This window comes from Mesorhizobium loti CJ3sym, from assembly GCF_000472785.1.
GTDB lineage: Bacteria > Pseudomonadota > Alphaproteobacteria > Rhizobiales > Rhizobiaceae > Mesorhizobium > Mesorhizobium loti_E.
In genome coordinates this window covers 15,116-34,698 of record NZ_AXAL01000030.1, presented here as the reverse complement: position 1 = coordinate 34,698, position 19,583 = coordinate 15,116, and the positions used below count along the sequence as shown (strand labels likewise).

Annotated in this window: 22 protein-coding genes; 15 read left to right on the top strand and 7 right to left on the bottom strand. The window is 64.0% G+C overall.

Annotated elements, in window-relative coordinates; genetic code table 11:
- Window positions 1-44: 44 nt before the first annotated feature.
- The 4 genes from A3A9_RS0130885 to hrcA all read right to left on the bottom strand — a co-directional run bounded on the left by A3A9_RS0130885 (window position 45) and on the right by hrcA (window position 3,733).
- Window positions 45-662, bottom strand: a complete 618-nt coding sequence (locus A3A9_RS0130885) for a LysE family translocator (protein WP_027062081.1) — start codon at window positions 660-662, stop codon at window positions 45-47.
- A gap of 295 nt (window positions 663-957) precedes the next feature.
- Window positions 958-2,325: a PQQ-dependent sugar dehydrogenase gene (locus A3A9_RS0130880; RefSeq protein WP_027062080.1), complete on the bottom strand. Its 1,368-nt coding sequence runs from the start codon at window positions 2,323-2,325 to the stop codon at window positions 958-960.
- Between the two features lie 103 nt (window positions 2,326-2,428).
- Window positions 2,429-2,626, bottom strand: coding sequence for a hypothetical protein (locus tag A3A9_RS0130875; RefSeq protein ID WP_027062079.1), 198 nt, complete (start codon window positions 2,624-2,626; stop codon window positions 2,429-2,431).
- Between the two features lie 24 nt (window positions 2,627-2,650).
- On the bottom strand, window positions 2,651-3,733 hold the full coding sequence (hrcA, locus tag A3A9_RS0130870; protein ID WP_027032161.1) for a heat-inducible transcriptional repressor HrcA: 1,083 nt from the start codon (window positions 3,731-3,733) through the stop codon (window positions 2,651-2,653).
- A gap of 176 nt (window positions 3,734-3,909) precedes the next feature.
- Between hrcA and rph the strand changes: the two genes are divergently transcribed.
- The 5 genes from rph to A3A9_RS0130845 are packed head-to-tail and all read left to right on the top strand — an operon-like array spanning window position 3,910 to window position 7,217.
- Window positions 3,910-4,626, top strand: a complete 717-nt coding sequence (rph, locus tag A3A9_RS0130865) for a ribonuclease PH (protein ID WP_027062078.1) — start codon at window positions 3,910-3,912, stop codon at window positions 4,624-4,626.
- A gap of 15 nt (window positions 4,627-4,641) precedes the next feature.
- Entirely contained in the window at window positions 4,642-5,052 is a 411-nt protein-coding gene (locus A3A9_RS0130860; protein ID WP_027062077.1) for a VOC family protein, read from the top strand.
- Window positions 5,052-5,714 (top strand): RdgB/HAM1 family non-canonical purine NTP pyrophosphatase, encoded by a 663-nt coding sequence (gene rdgB / locus A3A9_RS0130855; protein ID WP_027062076.1) that lies wholly within the window; start codon window positions 5,052-5,054, stop codon window positions 5,712-5,714. The genes A3A9_RS0130860 and rdgB overlap by 1 nt, the downstream gene beginning before the upstream one ends.
- A complete protein-coding gene (gene hemW, locus A3A9_RS0130850; RefSeq protein ID WP_027062075.1) occupies window positions 5,711-6,889 on the top strand; it encodes a radical SAM family heme chaperone HemW in 1,179 nt (392 codons plus the stop codon). The genes rdgB and hemW overlap by 4 nt, the downstream gene beginning before the upstream one ends.
- A 4-nt stretch (window positions 6,890-6,893) precedes the next feature.
- A complete protein-coding gene (locus A3A9_RS0130845; RefSeq protein WP_027062074.1) occupies window positions 6,894-7,217 on the top strand; it encodes a low molecular weight protein tyrosine phosphatase family protein in 324 nt (107 codons plus the stop codon).
- A gap of 58 nt (window positions 7,218-7,275) precedes the next feature.
- Here A3A9_RS0130845 and A3A9_RS0130840 read toward each other — a convergent pair whose 3' ends face one another.
- Together A3A9_RS0130840 and A3A9_RS0130835 are read right to left on the bottom strand one after the other, a co-directional pair.
- Window positions 7,276-7,464, bottom strand: a complete 189-nt coding sequence (locus A3A9_RS0130840) for a hypothetical protein (protein WP_027032167.1) — start codon at window positions 7,462-7,464, stop codon at window positions 7,276-7,278.
- Window positions 7,465-7,471: 7 nt separating this feature from the next.
- Window positions 7,472-7,669, bottom strand: coding sequence for a hypothetical protein (locus A3A9_RS0130835; protein ID WP_027062073.1), 198 nt, complete (start codon window positions 7,667-7,669; stop codon window positions 7,472-7,474).
- A 489-nt stretch (window positions 7,670-8,158) separates the two neighbouring features.
- Between A3A9_RS0130835 and A3A9_RS0130830 the strand changes: the two genes are divergently transcribed.
- From A3A9_RS0130830 to A3A9_RS0130820, 3 genes are all read left to right on the top strand, one after another.
- Window positions 8,159-9,205, top strand: coding sequence for a formyltransferase family protein (locus A3A9_RS0130830; RefSeq protein ID WP_082222297.1), 1,047 nt, complete (start codon window positions 8,159-8,161; stop codon window positions 9,203-9,205).
- Between the two features lie 55 nt (window positions 9,206-9,260).
- Entirely contained in the window at window positions 9,261-10,157 is an 897-nt protein-coding gene (rsmI, locus tag A3A9_RS0130825; RefSeq protein ID WP_027062071.1) for a 16S rRNA (cytidine(1402)-2'-O)-methyltransferase, read from the top strand.
- An 87-nt stretch (window positions 10,158-10,244) separates the two neighbouring features.
- Window positions 10,245-10,622, top strand: coding sequence for a YraN family protein (locus A3A9_RS0130820; RefSeq protein WP_027062070.1), 378 nt, complete (start codon window positions 10,245-10,247; stop codon window positions 10,620-10,622).
- A gap of 105 nt (window positions 10,623-10,727) precedes the next feature.
- On the opposite strand, the gene A3A9_RS0130815 is transcribed toward A3A9_RS0130820, so the two are convergent.
- On the bottom strand, window positions 10,728-11,534 hold the full coding sequence (locus A3A9_RS0130815; protein ID WP_027062069.1) for an undecaprenyl-diphosphate phosphatase: 807 nt from the start codon (window positions 11,532-11,534) through the stop codon (window positions 10,728-10,730).
- Window positions 11,535-11,695: 161 nt separating this feature from the next.
- On the opposite strand from A3A9_RS0130815, the gene A3A9_RS0130810 reads away from it, so the two are divergent.
- The 7 genes from A3A9_RS0130810 (at window position 11,696) to dapB (ending at window position 19,576) form a co-directional block, all read left to right on the top strand.
- Entirely contained in the window at window positions 11,696-12,388 is a 693-nt protein-coding gene (locus A3A9_RS0130810; protein WP_023814167.1) for a glutathione S-transferase family protein, read from the top strand.
- A complete protein-coding gene (queG, locus tag A3A9_RS0130805; RefSeq protein ID WP_027062068.1) occupies window positions 12,369-13,523 on the top strand; it encodes a tRNA epoxyqueuosine(34) reductase QueG in 1,155 nt (384 codons plus the stop codon). The genes A3A9_RS0130810 and queG overlap by 20 nt, the downstream gene beginning before the upstream one ends.
- A complete protein-coding gene (locus tag A3A9_RS0130800) occupies window positions 13,520-14,419 on the top strand; it encodes an SDR family oxidoreductase (RefSeq protein WP_027062067.1) in 900 nt (299 codons plus the stop codon). Before queG ends, A3A9_RS0130800 begins: the two co-directional genes overlap by 4 nt.
- Window positions 14,420-14,484: 65 nt before the next feature.
- The gene (gene mepA, locus A3A9_RS0130795; RefSeq protein ID WP_027062066.1) at window positions 14,485-15,579 is read left to right on the top strand and encodes a penicillin-insensitive murein endopeptidase; all 1,095 of its coding nucleotides are present in this window, start codon (window positions 14,485-14,487) and stop codon (window positions 15,577-15,579) included.
- A gap of 177 nt (window positions 15,580-15,756) precedes the next feature.
- Complete coding sequence (locus tag A3A9_RS0130790) at window positions 15,757-16,782, top strand: glucokinase (protein ID WP_027062065.1); 1,026 nt, start codon at window positions 15,757-15,759, stop codon at window positions 16,780-16,782.
- A 116-nt stretch (window positions 16,783-16,898) separates the two neighbouring features.
- Window positions 16,899-18,758 carry an ABC transporter ATP-binding protein gene (locus A3A9_RS0130785; protein WP_051371293.1) on the top strand — a complete coding sequence of 620 codons (1,860 nt, stop codon included), beginning with the start codon at window positions 16,899-16,901 and terminating at the stop codon, window positions 18,756-18,758.
- The gene (dapB, locus tag A3A9_RS0130780) at window positions 18,755-19,576 is read left to right on the top strand and encodes a 4-hydroxy-tetrahydrodipicolinate reductase (protein ID WP_027062063.1); all 822 of its coding nucleotides are present in this window, start codon (window positions 18,755-18,757) and stop codon (window positions 19,574-19,576) included. Before A3A9_RS0130785 ends, dapB begins: the two co-directional genes overlap by 4 nt.
- Window positions 19,577-19,583 lie beyond the last annotated feature (7 nt).

Below are 19,583 nucleotides of genomic sequence, written 5' to 3'. Positions count from 1 at the left end.
TTTCCGGGAAGGTCGATATCTGGAATATTTTGGCCGAAAGGACCCTATTGGCGGGCGGCGATCGCTGCCGCTGCGCCAAGCATGAGGCCGGCCGCGGTGCGGTTCAGCACCTTCAGCGCGCGCGGCGATTTCAGGAACCAGCGCGCCTTGGCGGCCAGCGCCAAATAAGGCACCAGCACGATGAACAGCACGACCAGCGTCAGCGCGACGAGAATACCGTAGTCGGCCAGCGTGATCGTCTTCAGGTCGACGATGGTCGGCGTGATGGCGAGATAGAAGATCATCGTCTTCGGATTGCCAAGCGTGACGGTGAGGCCTGCGACGAAACTCGAAACAAATCCAGCCTTGCCCTTCCAGGCTTCGATGGTTTCGGGCGTGATGCCGGCGGTCCAGAAGCGCCAGCCGAGGAAGGCGAGATAGGCGACCCCTGCCCATTTGATGGCCAGGAAAACCATGCCGAAGGTCTGCGCGACGAAGGCAAGGCCAAGCACCACGGCGGTCAGATAGGTGAGATCGCCCAGCATGAGGCCGAAGGACATGGCCAGCGACGAGCGGAAGCCGGAGCCGAGCGCCCGCGCGACCAGCGCGGTGACGCCGGGGCCGGGAATGGCGGCGGCGATGCCGAGGGCGGCACTGTAGGCGAGGAAGCCGGTGAGGGTCATGGATAGGGGTCTCGGATGGGACCGCTTTATCGCATGGGTCGAGCCACGGTTGAATTTCCTAAGGCCGGAATCTTATTGCACCAGACATTGGGGGCCTCGCCTTACGAGGCCCCCTCATCCGGCCGCTTCGCGGCCACCTTCTCCCCGTGGGGGAGAAGAGAGAAGGCGTCAGCGCTGAACGGCTCCTCTCCCCACCGGGGAGAGGTCGGATTGCCCCGAATTGCCCTGCAATTCGGTTTCGGCAATCCGGGTGAGGGGGTCTGCGCCGTCCGAGACAAGACTCCTTAGGAACGACTCAGGACCGCCCGCCATTATAAGTCACCCGCCAGATGGTGCCGTTGCCGTCCTCGGTCAGGATCAGCGCGCCATCATTGGCCACCGCCACGCCCACCGGTCGGCCCCACACCTCGCCATTGGAGACGACGAAGCCGGTCATGAAGTCCTCGTATTCACCAGTCGGCTTGCCTTCCTTGAACAGCAAACGTACCACCTTGTAGCCGGTCCTGTTGCCGCGGTTCCACGAACCGTGCAGGGCGACAAAGGCATCGCCCTTGTATTCCTTGGGAAAACCCGTGTTGGCCGGAAAATCCTTGCCGTCGTAGAAGGCGATGTTGAGCGGCGCCGAATGCGCCTGCATCAGCACGTCGGGAATGGTTGCCTTGCCGGCGAGATCCGGGCGCTCGCCCTTGTGGCGCGGATCCTCATTGTCGCCGATATAATACCAGGGCCAACCGTAGAAAGCGCCTTGCCTGACCGACGTGGCGTATTCGGACGGCACATTGTCGCCGAGCGCGTCGCGCTCGTTGACGACGCACCACAGCGCGCCGGTCGCCGGCTGGACGGTCATGCCCGAACAATTGCGCAGGCCGGTGGCGACGATGCGGCCATTCTTGCCGTCCGGATCGAAGGCCAGCACATCGGCGCGGCCGTCCTCGGAGCCCCATGTCGCACCCAGCGGCTTCGACTTGACCCACGCGTCGAGGCCGCCATCCGGCGCCTTGCCCATATCCTCGGCGACGTTCGAGCCCGAGCCGACCGACAGATAGAGCGTCTTGCCATCCGGCGAGAAGACGATGTCGCGCGTCCAATGATGGTTCGAGGGAATGTTGTCGACGATCGTTTGCGGCTCGCCTGATGCCTTCAGGTCGCCCTTGCGGTAGGCAAAGCGCACGATGCTGTCGCTGTTGGCGACATAGACCCATTGCGGGTCGTCGCCCTGGGGATAGAAGGCAATGCCATAGGGCTGGTTGAGATTGCCGGCAAAGATGCCGTTCTCAACGGGTTTCGCGCTGCCGTTTGCCAGGCGATAGACGCGGATCTGGTTGGCTTCGCTGTCGGCGACGAACAGGTCGCCATTGGGTGCCACGCGCACGACGCGCGGATTGTCGATGCCCGACGCGATCAACTCGGCCGAGAAGCCAGGCGGCAATTGCGGCTTGGCGTCCGCCGGCATGTCGGCAAGACCGGCGCTGTTCGAAGCGGATTTGGTGACATAGGGCTTCGGCAGGTCTTCCGGCTTGATCAGCCGGCGCACGCCGGGCTTGTCGGCGCGCCAGTCGCCGAAGGCGGCCAGACCCTTCAGCACCGGCTGGTCGGCCGCGAAGGCACAGCTGGCGATCAAGATGCTGATGGGGATGACCGTTACCGAGGCAATTCGGATCATGGAATTCCTCCAAGCGTGTCCAGCAACGAAATATGGCTGTGGCCAGAGCAACGACCGGCATCGCCGGTTGTTCCGCGCTACACGTCTAACTAGTAGTTGCCGCTCAGGCCTCCGTGGCGTCGAGATCGCTGTCGAGGCGGCTTTCCAGTTCGACGAGATCGGCCGGCAACGGCAGGCCCATGGCGCGCATTTCGCGCAGTTTCTCGCGCAGTTGCTCCTGCACCTCGCGCACGTCTTCGGGCTGGTTGACCATTTCCTCCAGCAGCAGGCTGATCCGGGCCTTGAGTTCTTCCAATGCCATCGTCGTCTCCTCGGTTAGATCAACTCAACGAAGCATGCGGGAAATCAGTTGCGCCGTGTAATCGACCATCGGCACGATGCGCGCGTAATTCAGCCGGGTGGGACCGATGACGCCGAGCGCGCCGACGACACGGGCATCCTTGTCGCGATAGGGCGCGACCACCAGCGACGAGCCCGACAGCGAAAACAGCTTGTTTTCCGAGCCGATGAAGATGCGCACGCCTGATCCCTCTTCGGCCAGATCAAGCAGCTGGATCAGCCCGTCCTGCGTCTCCATGTCCTCGAACAAATGCCGCAGCAGTTCGATATCGGCCTGGGCGGTGACGTTTTCCAGCAGATTGGCGCGCCCGCGCACGATGAGCCGTGCCGGCAGGCCGCTGTCGGCGCCCGCCCACACCGCCAGCCCCTTTTCGACCAGGTCCTGCGACAGCGTGTCGAGGGCAGCCCTGGTCTCCTCCTTGATGCGGGCGATCTCGATGCGCGCCTCGGCCAGCGTGCGGCCCCTGATATGGGCGTTGAGGAAGTTCGAAGCCTCATGCAGCTGCGAGACGGTGATGCCGGCCGGCAGTTCGACGACGCGGTTCTCGACGTCGCCATTCTGCGACACCAGCACGGCCAGTGCCTTGGTCGGTTCCAGCTGGATGAATTCGATATGCTTCAGCGCCACCTCGTTCTTGGCGGCCAGCACGAGGCCGGCGCCGCGCGACATGCCAGACAGCATCTGGCTGGCCTCGGTCAGCATATGCTCCAGCGTCGCACCCGAGCCGGAGGCCCGCACCTGCGCCTCGATGGTGCGGCGTTCCTCGTCGGAGAGGTCGCCAAGTTCCATGAAGGCGTCGACGAAGAAGCGCAACCCGGCCTGCGTCGGCAGCCGGCCGGCCGAGATGTGCGGCGCGTAGATCAGGCCGAGATGCTCTAGGTCGCTCATCACGTTGCGGATGGTGGCCGGCGACAGCGAGGACGGCAGGATGCGCGACAGACTGCGTGAGCCCACGGGTTCGCCATCCCTGAGATAGGAATCGACGATGCGCCGGAAGATGTCGCGGGAACGCATGTCGAGCGATTGCAGAGCTGGCGACTGCGAACTGGGATCGACTGCCTTGGTCATACGGCCAAAAACCTCCGCCCCAAGGATATAGACTTCAGCCCGGCCGGCGCAACCCGGTGTCTGTGTCAGATCACCCGGTGTCTGTGTCGGATCGCCCGGCCATTTTCCTTTGCGCCATGGGCTTGGTGGGGCTACAAGCCGGCCACGATTCAAAAAAATTACGGGAAAGAGCCTGAATGCGCCCCTCCAAACGCCAATTCGACGAAATGCGCGCCATCTCCTTCGAGCGCAGCGTCTCCAAACATGCCGAAGGTTCGTGCCTGGTGAAGTTCGGCGACACGCATGTCCTGTGCACCGCCAGCCTCGAGGAGAAGGTGCCGGGCTGGATGCGCAATTCCGGCAAGGGCTGGGTGACGGCCGAATATGGCATGCTGCCGCGCTCGACCGGCGAGCGCATGCGCCGCGAGGCCTCCGCCGGCAAGCAGGGCGGCCGCACGCTGGAGATCCAGCGCCTCATCGGTCGCTCGCTGCGCGCCGTGGTCGATCTGCAGGCGCTGGGCGAACAGCAGATCACCGTCGACTGCGACGTCATCCAGGCCGATGGCGGCACCCGCACCGCGTCGATCACCGGCGGCTGGGTGGCGCTGTATGATTGCCTGCGCTGGATGGAAGCCCGCCAGATGGCCAGTGTCGCCAAGGTGTTGAAAGACCATGTCGCGGCGATTTCCTGCGGCATTCATGACGGCCAGCCGGTCATCGACCTCGACTATCTCGAGGATTCCTCGGCCGGCACCGACGCCAATTTCGTCATGACCGGCAAGGGCGGCATCGTCGAGATCCAGGGCACCGCCGAGGGCGAGCCTTTTTCGGAAGGGCAGTTCGGGGAACTGATGGGCCTTGCCAAGAAAGGCATCCAGAGGCTGGTGAGTTTGCAGCAGATGGCGGTGGCTTAGGCCATTGGTTTTCTGGTGAAACCCTCCGCCATCCTGGAATCGGCCCTGTACGTCACCGATCTGACGGCGGCGGAAGAATTTTATGTCGACATCCTCGGCCTTACCCTCCTCGGCAAGGTCGATGGACGCCATCTCTTCTTTCGCTGTGGCCCCGGCGTTCTGCTCATCTTCAACGCCGAGGCGACCAAAATACCTCCTGCGCCGGACGCCCGGCTGCCGGTGCCGCCGCATGGCACGGTCGGTGAAGGCCATCTCTGCTTTGCGGCAACCGCTGAAGAGCTCGCCGGCTGGAAAGCGCATCTGGAGGCGAAAAGAATCGCCATCGAAAGCGAATTCGAATGGCCGCAGGGCGGCTGTTCGATCTATATACGCGACCCCTCGGGCAATTCGATCGAATTCGCCGAGCCAAGGATCTGGGGCCTTTGATGCATTCTCTAGATGGCAAGAAGATCGTCGTCGCCAGCCACAATGCCGGCAAGCTGCGCGAATTCGCCGATTTGATGGGGCCGTTCGGCTTCGAGGCGAAGTCGGCCAAGGACTATGGCCTGCCCGAGCCGGACGAAACCGGCACCACCTTCGAGGAGAATGCCTACATCAAGGCGCTGGCCGCCGCGAAGGCAACCGGCCTGCCGGCGCTGTCGGATGATTCGGGCCTCTGCGTCGACGCTCTCGACGGGGCGCCCGGCGTCTACGCCGCCAACTGGGCCGAAACCCCGGACGGCAGCAGAGATTTCGCCATGGCCATGCAGCGCACCGAAGTGGCGCTGCAGGAAGTCGGCGCCGCCTCGGCCGAACAGCGCAGGGGCCGCTTTGTCGCCGTCATCTGCCTCGCTTTCCCCGACGGCGAGGCAGAATATTATCGCGGCGAGGCCGAAGGTACGCTGGTCTGGCCGCCGCGCGGCGAGCTCGGTTTCGGCTACGATCCGGTGTTTTTGCCCGATGGCTTCGAGAAAACATTCGGCGAGATGAGTGCCGAGGAGAAACACGGCTGGAAGCCCGGCCAGGCGACCGCCCTGTCGCACCGCGCCCGCGCCTTCCAGAAATTCGCCCAAGCGCGGTTGAATTTGCCGAGATTGGGCGAGGCATGACTGGATCCGGCATCACCATGCCGCTGGATCGCAGCCCCGGCTTCGGCGTCTATATCCATTGGCCGTTCTGCGCGGCCAAATGCCCGTATTGCGACTTCAACAGCCATGTCCGCCACCAGCCGGTCGACCAGGAGCGCTTTGCCGCCGCCTTCGAGGCCGAACTGGCGACGATGCGCCAGCGCACCGGCCCGCGCGAGGTGACCAGCGTTTTCCTCGGCGGCGGCACGCCATCGCTGATGAAGCCGGAAACCGTGGCCAGGGTCCTGGACGCGGTGGCCAAGAACTGGACGGTGCCTGACGGCATCGAGGTGACGCTGGAGGCCAACCCGTCCTCGGTCGAGGCCGAACGGTTTCGTGGTTATAGAGCAGCAGGCGTCAACCGCGTCTCGCTTGGCGTGCAGGCGTTGAATGACAAGGATTTGCGCTTCCTTGGCCGCCTGCACAATGTCGAGGAAGCGCTGCACGCGATCGGGCTGGCACGCGAGATCTTTCCGCGGCTGTCCTTCGACCTGATCTACGCCCGACCTGGCCAGACGCCGGAAGCCTGGGCTTCCGAGCTCGAACAGGCGATCGGGCACGCTGCCGATCATCTGTCGCTCTACCAACTGACCATCGAGGAAGGCACGCCGTTCCACGCGCTGCACTCGGCAAAAAAGTTCATCATCCCTGACAACGACCACGCCGCCGACCTCTATGCACTGACGCAGCAGATCACAACGGCACATGGTTTGCCGGCTTATGAGATTTCCAACCATGCCCGGCCGGGTGCTGAAAGTCGCCACAATCTGACCTATTGGCGCTATGGCGAATATGTCGGCGTCGGCCCCGGCGCGCATGGCCGCTTCGTAGAGAATGGCCGCCGCACGGTGACGATCGCCGAGCGGATGCCGGAAACCTGGGCCAACCTCGTCGAGGCCAAGGGCCATGGCATCACCGGCGGCGAGATCCTGACGCGCTCGGAAGAGGCCGACGAATTCCTGCTGATGGGGCTCAGACTCGCCGAGGGCATTGACCTCCAGCGCTACGAGGCGTTTTCCGGCCGCGGCCTGTCGAGCGCGCGGCTGTCGATGCTGCAGGGCGAGGGGCTGGTGGCGCCGATCGGCAACGCAAGGCTGCGCGCCACGCCGGCCGGCATGATCGTGCTCGACGCCGTGGTCGCGGATTTGGCGCGCTAACCTCATGAAGAAAATCCTCTTCGTCTGCAGCCAGAACCGCTTGCGCAGCCCGACCGCCGAGCAGGTGTTCTCCAAGCGCCAGGATATCGAAGTCGCGTCGGCGGGGACAAATCATGATGCGGATACGCCGCTGACCCATCAGCTGGTGGCGTGGGCCGACATCATCTTCGTCATGGAAAAGGCGCATCGCACCAAGCTGCAGAAGAAATTCAAGGCGAGCTTGGAAAAGGCGCGCGTCATTTGTCTCGACATACCGGACGAGTACGACTTCATGGACCTGGAATTGATTAGCCTTCTGAAGGCGCGCGTTTCACGGTATCTGGGGTAACCTTCGTTCCTGCTCCGCCACGATGACGAAGGCAGAACGGTCTCAGTCCGTCGAAGGGTCAGGCGTCGTGCTTGAAACGGCGCTTGCCGCGATCCTTCTCGGCATGTGCCGTTCCGTTTCGAGCCGGTTTGGCATCGGCCTTTTCGCGGCGAACGCTGTGCTGGTCGTTCATCGCATGTGGCGGCACGCCTTCCCTGGCGGTTTTTGTTTCAAGACGGGTGATGAAGATATCGAAGCGATTGGGCATCGTCCGGTCAGTGCTCCGTCGTGCTGTCGGGTTCGTTGTCGGAAAGCTTGGCGTTCGTCGGCAAGGCGGTCGACAGGGCGCTTGTGGCCCGCCTAGTCAGGTTGGCGTCGGTCCTGGCAGTCAGCCGCTTGTCCCTGGATGCGGCAACGCGATTGCGGCCGGCATAATAGGGCTCGAAAGCGTCCTGTATCGTCAGGCTGTCCATCCTGTCCTCCGTTTAGGAATCAGGGGCTAAATCTGCCAATGCCGGTTTCGTTCCCCACTGTGGCAAAGGAATGGCGGGAATTTCACATCGCGACCGTCACTCCCGCCACGGCACCGATGTTCGGCTCCGCAAACAAAAGCCCGCCGGACGGAACCAGCGGGCTTTCGGTATCACACCAGGCCGATATCGCATCAAGGCGGCGACTTGGACGGAGGTGACCCCAAGGCAACGACAGCCGATAGCCGCTCTCTCTTGACCAGCACAGGCTTTTCGCAGGTTCTCTTCATGGCATACTCCCGCTTTCCTCGATGACTGAGATTCCTTGCGTCGTCTAATCTTGTCAAGTCGCCAGGAGAGGGTCCACGGGCCGGAGTATCCGGTGGCGAATGCCCACGAAGACACGGAAAAGCTTTTCCGGTTGCCAGCTGGAGGCAACCGCTGCACTGCTATTCCTGTGCGTAGCGCAACGATGGCGAAGGGCTCGATAGGATGGAGCAGCCTCCCCCTGCGTCGACCGGTATCAGTGTCCACGCAGACGGTGATGTCAGCCAGAACGGACCGGTTACGGCCGTTTTCTTGCTGAACATCGATAGATATACGGCTCCGCTGCTGGCCGGATGGGTACAGTCTGGCAACCGAATAGGCGCTATTGTCGTGCCTGGCTTCCGACGCCGGCCAAAGGGTTTCAGTGTCGGCAATATCAGACGAAGGCTGCAGCGCAGGCTTTTGCTCAAACGATATCTGGGCAACATTCCGACCAGGCTGATCGAATTTGGCAAGCCATATGATTGGGACGTGCTTCGGCGCCAATTGTCCGGCATCGAAGCCGATGTGCTGATCTCCTATGCCTTTCCGAGGTTGGTCCCACAGGATGCGCTTGCCGGCTTTCGCATGGGCGGGCTCAATCTTCATCCGGCGTTGCTGCCCAACTACCGTGGTCCGCACCCCTTGCATCGGCTGGTCGTTGATGGCCAGCATGCGGTTTATGGCGGGGTGACGCTGCACAGGATGTCGGTAGGTTACGACGAGGGTGACATTCTCGCGCAGGTGGCGTTTTCCGAAGCGGATTGGGCGTCGAAGCAGAGCCTGGCGCACAGCACCGCAACCGCTTTCCGGATGCTTGTGAGCGGCGCGGTGCCGGCCTATTGCCGAGGCACCCTGTCGGGCATGCCGCAGCCGGAGGGTGACTTCATCTGGGCTGAGCTCGAACCCGCCCATATGATGGTCCTGTCCTCGATGCCGATGGAGCATGTCGCGCGGCTGTGGCGCGTCTTGGGAACGGTGCCCGGGATTTATCTCCGGATGGCCGATTGCAACGTGAGGCTCGGTGTCCAGATACGAAGGCTGGGGCCGCCGACAGGACGAGCTCCGATCAAGCGATGGGCAAGCGTCGAGTTTGACCTGGCCGACGGCAGGGTCGTCCACCTCACCTACAACCGCCTGCTCAAACGGCTGATTAAAGTGCACGATAGGCTCGCATCCGCCAAGATTGGAGAACCGCATCTTGAAATGCGGCTTTTCGGCCAATCGGAGTGAGCTTTTGCAAGCCTGCGATAGCCGTGCCAAACAGGGCTGAATGGAGACTCGATCAGTGACGGGCGAAACGAGCAAGCGCAGCTATGTGGTCGGCCAGACCGAGATAACGGCGCGGCCGCTCGAACCGGCGCTCTATCTGGTGGCCACCCCGATCGGCAATCTGGCCGACATCACGCTGCGTGCGCTGGAAACGCTGGCGGCGGCCGACATCGTCGCTTGCGAGGACACAAGGGTGTCGCGCGTGCTGCTCGACCGCTACGGCATTCGCCGCCGCACCACGGCCTATCACGAGCACAATGCCGGCGAGGCCGGGCCGAAGCTGATATCGGCCCTCCAGGCCGGCCAGAGCGTGGCGCTGATTTCCGATGCCGGCACGCCGCTGGTGTCCGATCCCGGCTACCGGCTGGTCGGCGAGGCGATTGACCACGGCATTCGCGTCGTGCCGATCCCCGGCCCATCTGCGCCGCTTGCCGCGCTGACGGCGTCCGGCCTGCCGTCCGACGCCTTCCTGTTCGCCGGATTTTTGCCGGTGAAGACAGGGCAGCGGCTGACGCGGCTGGAAGCACTGAAAGCCGTGCCGGCGACGCTGATCTTCTTTGAATCGCCGCGCCGGCTGGCCGAGTCGCTCAGCGCCATGGTCGAAGCGCTCGGCGGCGAGCGCAAAGCTGCCATCGGCCGCGAATTGACCAAGACCTTCGAGGAAATGCGGATCGGCACGCTGCAGGCGCTGGCCGACCACTATGCGGCGGCCGACACGCCGAAGGGCGAGATCGTCGTCTGCGTCGGTCCAGCCGAGGCCAAGGCGGACGAACCCGCTGACATCGACCGGCTGCTGTTGTCACTCGCCGCCGAAATGCCGGCCTCCAAGGCGGCGGCGGAAGCAGCGAAAATGACCGGCGGCCAGAAGCAGGCGCTCTACCGGCGGCTGCTGGAGCTCAGAGACAGACCATGATCCCGAAAAGTGGAAACCGGTTTTCCCGGACAAACGGTTTCGTTTGTCGAGAGATCATGGTCAAACAAAACTCAGGAGAAGGTGAAGGTGGCTGAGCGCCCGAGCGCCAGCCGCCAAAAGGCCTATCGGCGCGGTCATCGCGGCGAATGGCTGGCGGCCGCCGCGCTGATGCTCAAGGGCTACCGAATCCTCGCGCGCCGCCATCGCACGCGCTTCGGCGAGATCGACCTGATCGCCCGGCGCGGCGACCTGGTGCTGTTCGTCGAGGTCAAGGCGCGCCGCACGCTGATGGAGGCCATGGAGGCGATCGGCCATGAATCGGAGCGCCGCATCGAGGCCTCCGCCGACATCTGGCTGTCGCGCCAGCCGGACTATGGCAAGCTCTCGATGCGTTTCGACATGGTCGCGGTGCTGCCCTGGCGCTGGCCGGTGCATGTCCCGAACGCGTTTTATGGGCGGAATTAGAGGGGGCAGCCCCTCCTCGTTTCGTCATCCTCGGGTCTGCGCCGCGTCACTACGCTCCTTGCTCCGCCCGTGGATGACGAAGTCGAGGTGGACGCGGAACACTCCTCACCCCCAAATCATCAACGCCACCAGACCCACAATCCCCACCACCAGCCGCCACCAGCCGAACAGCGAGTAGCCGTTGCGCGAGACGTAATCGAGCAGGTAGCGCACGACCACCAAGGCTGTGATGAAGGCGGCGACGAAGCCGATGGCGATGATCGGCAGATCGGCCGATGTCAGCACGTTGCGGTTCTTGAACAGGTCGAAGGCGAAAGCGCCGACCATGGTCGGGATGGCGAGGAAGAAGGAAAACTCGGCCGCAGCCCGCTTGTCGACGCCCAAGAGCAGCGCGCCGACGATGGTCGAGCCGGAGCGCGACGTGCCGGGGATCAGCGACAGGCACTGGAAAAGCCCGATCTGCAGGTAGAGCCTGGTCGGGAAGCGCTCGACGTCGCGGTAGACGGGCTTGAGGTTCATGCGGTCAACCGCCAGCAGGATGACGCCGCCGATGATCAGCATGATGCAGATCAGCCTTGGCGATTCGAACAGCACCGTCTTGATGAAATCATGCGCCAGCGCGCCGATGATCGCCGCCGGCAGGAAGGCGATGAGGATGCCGATGACGAAATGCCGCGTCAGCCGGTCATGCGGCAGGTCCAGCAGCATCTGCCACAGGCGGCGGAAATAGACACTCAGGATCGCCAGGATGGCGCCGAGCTGGATCAGGATTTCGAAGGCCTTGCCGGTCGAATGGAAGCCGAGGAAATGGCCGGCGAGCAGGATATGGCCCGTCGAGGACACCGGGATGAACTCGGTCAGCCCCTCCAGCAGGCCGAGCAGCACGGCTTCGACGATGGTCTGGCTTTCCATGGCTACCTCGGCTTTTGCGCGACGGCTAACAGAACGGCTTGCTTGTCATGGCGTTGAACTGCCCCTATAGGTCGCAACACCCCTGACGGCCCGCTAACCGGGCGGCCAAGACTTACCGGTGCGCCCGGCGATTCGCCAGTGCGCTTTATCATCGCGGAACCATGCTGACGCTTTTCCATCATCCCATGTTCGCCACCTGCCGCTTCGTCCGCCTCGCCTTTGGCGAGTATGGCGAGGAGCTGGCGCTGATCGAGGAAAAGCCGTGGACGCGGCGCAAGGAGTTTTTGGCGCTGAACCCGGCCGGCACCTTGCCCATCCTGCTCGCCGAAGGCGATGTGCCGATCGTCGGCGCGACGGTCATCTCCGAATATCTCGATGAGACGCGTGGTGTGCTCAAGCGTGACAAGCGGCTGTTCGCCGAGGATCCGATGCAGCGCGCCGAAATCCGCCGGCTGATCGACTGGTATTTGAACAAGGCCGAGAGCGAAGTCACAAGGCATCTGGTGCGCGAGCGCGTGCTGAAGCCGGTCATGCCGGAAACGGCGGGCGGTGGCTCGCCCGATTCAGGCGCCATCCGTGCCGCGCGCGCCAACATCCGCCAGCACATGAAATACACCAACTGGCTGGCCGGCACCCGCCATTGGCTGGCTGGCTCGAGGGTCACCTATGCCGATCTCGCGGCCGCCGCGACGCTGTCGGTGCTCGATTATCTCGGCGAGATCGACTGGCGCGAACACCCTGCAGCGCGCGAATGGTACACGCGGGTGAAGTCGCGCCCCTCCTTCCGGCCGCTTTTGACCGACCGCGTGCGTGGCCTGTCGCCGGTGTCGCATTATGCGGACCTCGACTTCTGACGCCGCAAAACTGCGCGCGCTGATCGACGCGGAGGCGCATCGCGCCGGCTTCGATGCCATTGCCGTCACCTCTCCCGATGCGATCCCGCTGGCGCCGGCGCGCCTTGCCGAATTCGTCGCCGACGGTTTTCATGGCTCGATGGACTGGATCGCCGAGACGATTGCCCGGCGCAGTGAGCCGTCCATGCTCTGGCCTGAAGTCCGCTCGATCATCGTGCTGGCGATGAATTACGGCCCAGACCATGATCCGCGTGATCTGCTGGCCAGGCGCGACCGCGGCGCGATCTCGGTCTATGCGCGAAACCGCGACTATCACGAGGTGATGAAGGGACGGCTTAAGGAGATCGCCGGCAAGATCGTGGCGCGCGCCGGCGGCGACGTGAAGGTCTTCGTCGACACGGCACCGGTCATGGAAAAACCGCTGGCGGAAGCAGCGGGGCTCGGCTGGCAAGGAAAGCATACCAATCTGGTCAGCCGCGAACATGGTTCCTGGCTGTTCCTCGGAACCATCTTCACCACGGCCGAACTTGAGCCCGACAGCAAAGAGATCGATCATTGCGGCTCCTGCCGTGCCTGCCTCGACGCCTGTCCGACCGATGCGTTCCCGGCGCCCTACCGGCTCGATGCGCGGCGCTGTATTTCGTACCTGACCATCGAGAACAAGGGACCGATCCCGCATGAATTCCGGGAAAAGATCGGCAATCGCATCTATGGCTGCGACGATTGTCTGGCCGCTTGTCCGTGGAACAAGTTCGCCCAGGCTGCTTCGGAGGCGAAGCTCGCCGCGCGCGACGATCTGCGCGAGCCGGCGCTCGCCGACTTGCTGCAACTGGACGAGGCGGCTTTCCGCACCTTCTTCTCCGGCTCGCCGATCAAGCGCATCGGCCGCGACCGTTTCGTCCGCAATGTGCTGATCGCTGCCGGCAATTCCGACAATGTCGAGCTTGCCGGTACCGTACGAGCCTTGCTGACCGACGCTTCGCCACTAGTGCGGGGCGCGGCAATTTGGGCGCTGGCGCGGCTTGTGCCGGATGCCGAATATTCCGAGCGGGCCGCCACCGGCCTGACGACCGAGAACGATGCGGCGGTGCGCGAAGAATGGCGCCTGGCGCGGCCAAACAGGACACATGAATGAGCGGAAAGCAGATCTTCATCTTCGGCGCCGGATATTCGGGCAAGGCTTTTGCTCGCGCCAACAGGGATGCCGGTGCAATCCTGGGCACGACGCGTTCCGAAGAAAAATTCGCCGCGCTGCGCCAGGCCGGTATCGCACCGCTGCTGTTTGACGGCACGTTGACGGACGAAATCGGCGATGCATTGAAAAAGACGACGCATATTGTGATTTCGATAGCTCCGGAAGAAGCGGGGGATCCCGTGCTGAATGCCGCCCGGGAAGCGATCGCCCAAATGCCGGCGCTGGAATGGATCGGCTATCTCTCGACCGTCGGTGTCTATGGTGACCACGGCGGCGCCTGGGTCGACGAAACGGCCGCGTGCCGGCCTGAGTCGAAGCGCTCCGTCATGCGGGTTGAGGCTGAGCAGGCGTGGCTGAAGCTCGGTGAGGAGATCGGCCGGCCGGTGGCGATCCTGCGCCTGTCGGGCATCTACGGCCCGGGCCGCAATGGGCTGGTCAATCTGGTGAACGGCACGGCGAGGCGGTTGGTTAAGCCCGGCCAGGTGTTCAACCGCATCCATTGCGACGATATCGCCGGCGCTTTGTGGCAGCTGATCGAACACAATACAGGGGGCATCTTCAACGTCACCGACGATGAGCCGGCGCCGCCGCAGGATGTCGTCGCCTATGCCGCGTCGCTGATGGGCGTCGAGGCGCCGCCCGAAATTCCCTTCGACACCGCCCAACTTTCGCCCATGGCGCGGTCCTTCTATGGCGAGAACAAGCGTGTCGCCAATGCGGCGATCAAGGCGGCGGGCTATCGCTTTCGCTTTCCGGACTACCGCTCCGCCTTCGATCATATGTGGGCAAGCGGTGACTGGCGCGATGGCGAGGCGCGCAGCCCGATGAAGCGCTGACGATCGAAGCATCTTGCGTTGCGTGCTATGATTCGGCCTTGGGATTGCGGTGGGGATCCGGTTTCATGAACTCAGCGATACGTCCATCTCCAGGCAGATCGTCACTGTTGGCGACCGCACTTGGCATGCTCGCCCTTACCGCGCTGGCCGTGCAGCCGGCGGCTGCCGAGGAACGGGCAAAGGACCTGTTCGGTGCTGAGGCACTGCCGACCGCGACCGCCGCGCAATCGATCGGCTTCTACTCCAAGGGCTGTTTTGCCGGCGGCGTCGCCATCCCCATGGACGGCCCGACCTGGCAGGTGATGCGGCCTTCGCGCAACCGCCGCTGGGGTCATCCGGCCATGATCGCCTTGATCGAAAAGCTGTCGCGCGACGCGGTCGCCGACGGCTGGCCTGGCCTTCTGATTGGCGATATCGCGCAGCCGCGCGGCGGCCCGATGACGACGGGCCATGCCTCGCACCAGATCGGCCTCGACGCCGACATCTGGCTGACGCCGATGCCTGACCGCACAATGACCCGGGCGCAGCGCGAAAGCATGAGCGCCACCTTGATGGTCGACGAAAAGACCCATCTGGTGAAAGACGCGCTGTGGACGCCGCAGCACACGGCGTTGCTCAAACGGGCGGCGAGCTATCCGCAGGTCGAGCGCATCCTGGTCAATCCCGGCATCAAGAAAAAGCTATGCGAGACCGTCAAGGGCGACCGCACCTGGCTGCGCAAGATCAGGCCGTTCTGGGGCCACGACTATCATTTCCACATGCGCATCGGCTGCCAGCCGGGCTCGCCCAATTGCAAGGCGCAGGAAGCGACGCCGGATGATGACGGTTGCGGCAAGCCGCTGGCCTGGTGGTTCACGGAAGAACCGTGGCGCCCCAACAAGAACCCGGATGCACCGAAAGCACGTGACCTGATGACCATGGCCAACCTGCCCAAGGAATGCCGCGCCGTGCTCGACGCACCGGGGCCGGCCTCGGCCGAGGCCGCGACCTATCATGGCGGTGCCATGCCGGTGGTGGCGGCGGCACCCGAGCCCGAGGCCCCTTCGCAGCCCGCCGCCACCGTGAGCGGCGCGGCTGAGCTGCCAAACGCGGCGAACGCTTTCACGGCAACCCCCAGGATGGGTGCGCCGGTGCCACGGCCCCGGCCGCCGACGAACTGAAGTCAGTCATTATCGGCCAACTCAATCGGTTTAACGAATGGCTTTTTACGAAATAGTGGCCGTTTGGCCGCAGAAGCTGTCTGTGCGCATCACCGGGTTCGAAAACCGTTTCCCTTTTCAAACCCATGCGTTAGTCAACGGAAGAATGGCGAGATGCCATCGGGGACGGACGAGAGCATGCCAAGCACAGGCGATAACGACACTTTGCTGCGGTTTCCGATCCTGATCGGCGACATTGGCGGCACCAATGCACGCTTTTCGATCGTGCTCGACGCCAATTCCGAGGCCGGCGAGCCGACAATCGTCCAGACCGCCAACTACAACACCATCGACGAAGCGATCCAGGCGGCCGTGCTCGACCGTTCCTCGGTGCGCCCCAATTCGGCGGTGCTGGCCGTGGCCGGGCCGGTCGATGGCGACGAGATCGAGCTCACCAACTGTCCATGGGTCGTCAAGCCCAGGCAGATGTTCGCCAATCTGGGCTTGAGCGACATCGTCGTGCTCAACGATTTCGAGGCGCAGGCGCTGGCCGTGGTGGCGCTTGGCGAAGAGCACATGGAAAAGATCGGTGGCGGCACCCCGGAGCCCAATGCCGGCCGCGTCGTTCTGGGCCCCGGTACCGGGCTCGGCGTCGCCGGGCTGGTCTATGCGCTGCGCCACTGGATACCGGTGCCCGGCGAAGGCGGCCATATGGACATCGGCCCGCGCACCCCGCGCGATTTCGAGGTTTTCCCGCATATCGAGAAGCTCGAGGGCCGCATTTCCGGCGAGCAGATCCTGTGCGGGCGCGGCCTCGTCAACGTTTACCGGGCAGTGGCCAAGGCGGACGGCAAGCCGTCGCCCTTCATCACGCCGGCCGAAATCACCGGTGCGGCACTGGCCAAGACCGATCCGGTTGCGCAGGAAGCGCTGGAGACCTTCGTTACATGCCTGGGGCGCACCGCCGGCGATCTCGCTTTGGTGTTCATGAGCCGTGGCGGTGTCTTCCTCACAGGCGGCATCGCGCAAAAGATCGTGCCGGCGCTGAAAGAAGGCAATTTCCGCGCCGCCTTCGAGGACAAGGCGCCGCACAGCGCGCTGATGCGCACCATGCCGGTCTATGTCATCACCCATCCGCTGGCGGCACTTCTCGGCCTTGCCGCCTATGCCCGAAACCCGTCGCTGTTCGGCGTCCAGACGGCGGGCCGGCGATGGCAGGCTTGAACCCGCGACGAAGTTAATCAGGTGCGGGCATAGGCAAGCCGGCCGCAGGGCGTTAAGAGGGGTGCCGAATTTGCAGCCCGGTCCCACGAGGCGGAAAACCACAAAGCGCTCCCGATTTGACACTTCAAGTCCCAAACAAGCCAAAAGTCCGGCCCGGCGAGGTCACAGCGGTGCTCCGCCGCATCCTCGCTGAAAACGGCGATGAGTATCGCTGGACCTATGTCGTTGCCGTCATCTGCTTGCTGATTGTTTCCGGGACCACTGCCTTCACGGCATGGATCATGGCCCCGATGATCAACCAGATCTTCTACGAACGGCGCGGCGATATGCTCTGGTTGATCTGCGCCGGTTTCATGGGAGCCTCGCTGCTGCGCGGCTTCGCCGGTTACGGCCAGGCAGTCGCGTTGGCCAGTATCGGCAACAATCTGGTCGCGCGCTACCAGAAGCGCGCCTTCGACCATTTGATGAAGCTCGGCGTCAACTTCTTCAACGACACGCGTTCCGGTCGGCTGGCGGCACAGGTCAGCGAGAATGTCGGCGGCGTTCGCGATCTGCTGTCGCTGACACTGACCTCCATCAGCCGCGACGCGGTCACGCTGGTCGCTCTCGTCGGCGTCATGATCTACCAGGATCCGGTGTTGTCGCTCAGCTCGCTGCTGATCGGGCCGCCGCTGATCTGGGCCGTCGTCTACATCACCCGCCGACTGCGGCGTATCAACCGGGAATCCGTGCTGATCAATTCGCGGCTGAACGGGTCCGTGCAGGAGGCCACGCAAGGCATCGCCATCGTCAAGGCCTTCACCTTGGAGGCCGAGCTGGCGCGCCGCATCGGCATCATGGCGGACACGGCCGAGCAGCGTAACAACAAGATTGCCCGCGTATCGGAGCGGCTGTCGCCGATTTCCGAGATTCTGGGCGGTCTCGCCATTACCTCCGTGCTTGCCTATTCGGGCTACCGGGCGCTGGTACTTGGGCAACCACCGGGCGCGGTGTTTTCCTTCATCACCGCGCTGATCATGGCCTACGACCCCGCAAGACGCCTGGCGCGCACACAGGTGGGCATGGAACGTGCCCTGGTCAACGCGCGCATGATCTACGAGTTGCTCGACCTGGAGCCGAAACAGGGCGACGCGCCCGATGCTGTCGAGGCCAGGATCACCACCGGCGAGGTGCGCTTCGACAATGTGACGTTCGGCTACAGCGCCGACATGCCGGTGCTGAGGGATCTGAGCTTTACTGCCGCCGCCGGCAAGGTGACGGCGATCGTCGGTGCGTCGGGCGCCGGCAAATCGACGCTGGTGGCGCTCTTGCAGCGCTTCTACGACGTCGACCGGGGCAGCATCGAGGTCGATGGCCAGGACATCTCGAAGGTGACCAAGCATTCGCTGCGGCAGTCGATCGCCTATGTGGCGCAGGCGCCCTATCTGTTCGAGGGCACGATCCGCGACAACATCCGCTACGGCCGGCTGTCGGCCACGGACGCCGAGATCGATGAGGCGGCGAAACAGGCGGCAGCCGACGAGTTCATCCGCCAGCAGCCGCAAGGTTACGATACGCCGGTCGGCGAAGGCGGCTCGACGCTTTCCGGCGGCCAGCGCCAGCGTGTCTCGATCGCCCGCGCCATCGTCCGCCAGGCACCGATCCTGCTGCTCGACGAGGCGACCTCGGCGCTCGACAACGAGGCGGAGGCCCGCGTCCAGGAGGCGCTGACCCATGTCATGCAAGGCCGCACCACCATCGTCATAGCGCATCGGCTGTCGACGGTGGTCAATGCCGACCACATCATCGTGCTGGAAGAGGGACGGTTGGTCGAGGAAGGCACCCATGCGACGCTGATGGCCGACCCGGACAGCATCTATTCCCGCTTCCACCGCATCCAGGGCAAGAAGGGGCTGGGGCTTGTCGATGACAGCAAGCCGATCCAAACTCCGGTCCGGGCCACGCGCGCGAAAAAGATTGCGGTGAGGAGCACATGAGCGAAGCAGGCGATATGGGCCTGGTGGTGGTTGGCGCTGCCGGCCGCATGGGCCAGACGCTGATCCGCGCCATCCACAGCATTCCGGGCGCCCGTGTCATCGGCGCGGTCGAGCGCGCGGATTCGCCTCATCTGGGCAAGGATGCAGGCGAAGTCGCCGGCGTCGGCCGCATCGACGTGGCGATCGGCAGTGATCCGCTGCCGGTCTTCGCCAAGGCCGACGGCGTGCTCGACTTCACTACGCCGGCCTCGACGGTCGAATTCGCCGGCTACGCTGCGCAGGCGCGCATCGTCCATGTCATCGGCACGACCGGCTGTTCGGCCGACGACAATGCGAAGATCGCGGCCGCCGCCCGCCACGCGACGATCGTCAAGTCGGGCAATATGAGCCTTGGCGTCAATCTTCTGGCGGTGCTGGTTGAACAGGCGGCACGCGCGCTTGATGCCGACGATTTCGACATCGAGATCCTCGAAATGCACCACAAGCACAAGGTCGACGCGCCGTCGGGCACAGCACTTCTGCTGGGCGAGGCCGCCGCCACCGGGCGCGGCATCGCGCTGGCCGGCAATGATGTGCGTTCACGCGACGGCCACACGGGTGTGCGAAAGACCGGCTCGATCGGCTTTGCCACGCTGCGTGGTGGCTCGGTGGTCGGCGACCACTCAGTGATCCTGGCCGGCACCGGCGAGCGCATCACGCTGTCCCACCATGCCGAAGACCGCGCCATCTTCGCTCGCGGCGCCGTCAAGGCGGCACTGTGGGCGCGTGGCAAGAAGCCAGGACTGTATTCGATGCGGGACGTGCTCGGCCTGAGCTGAGGCGTGC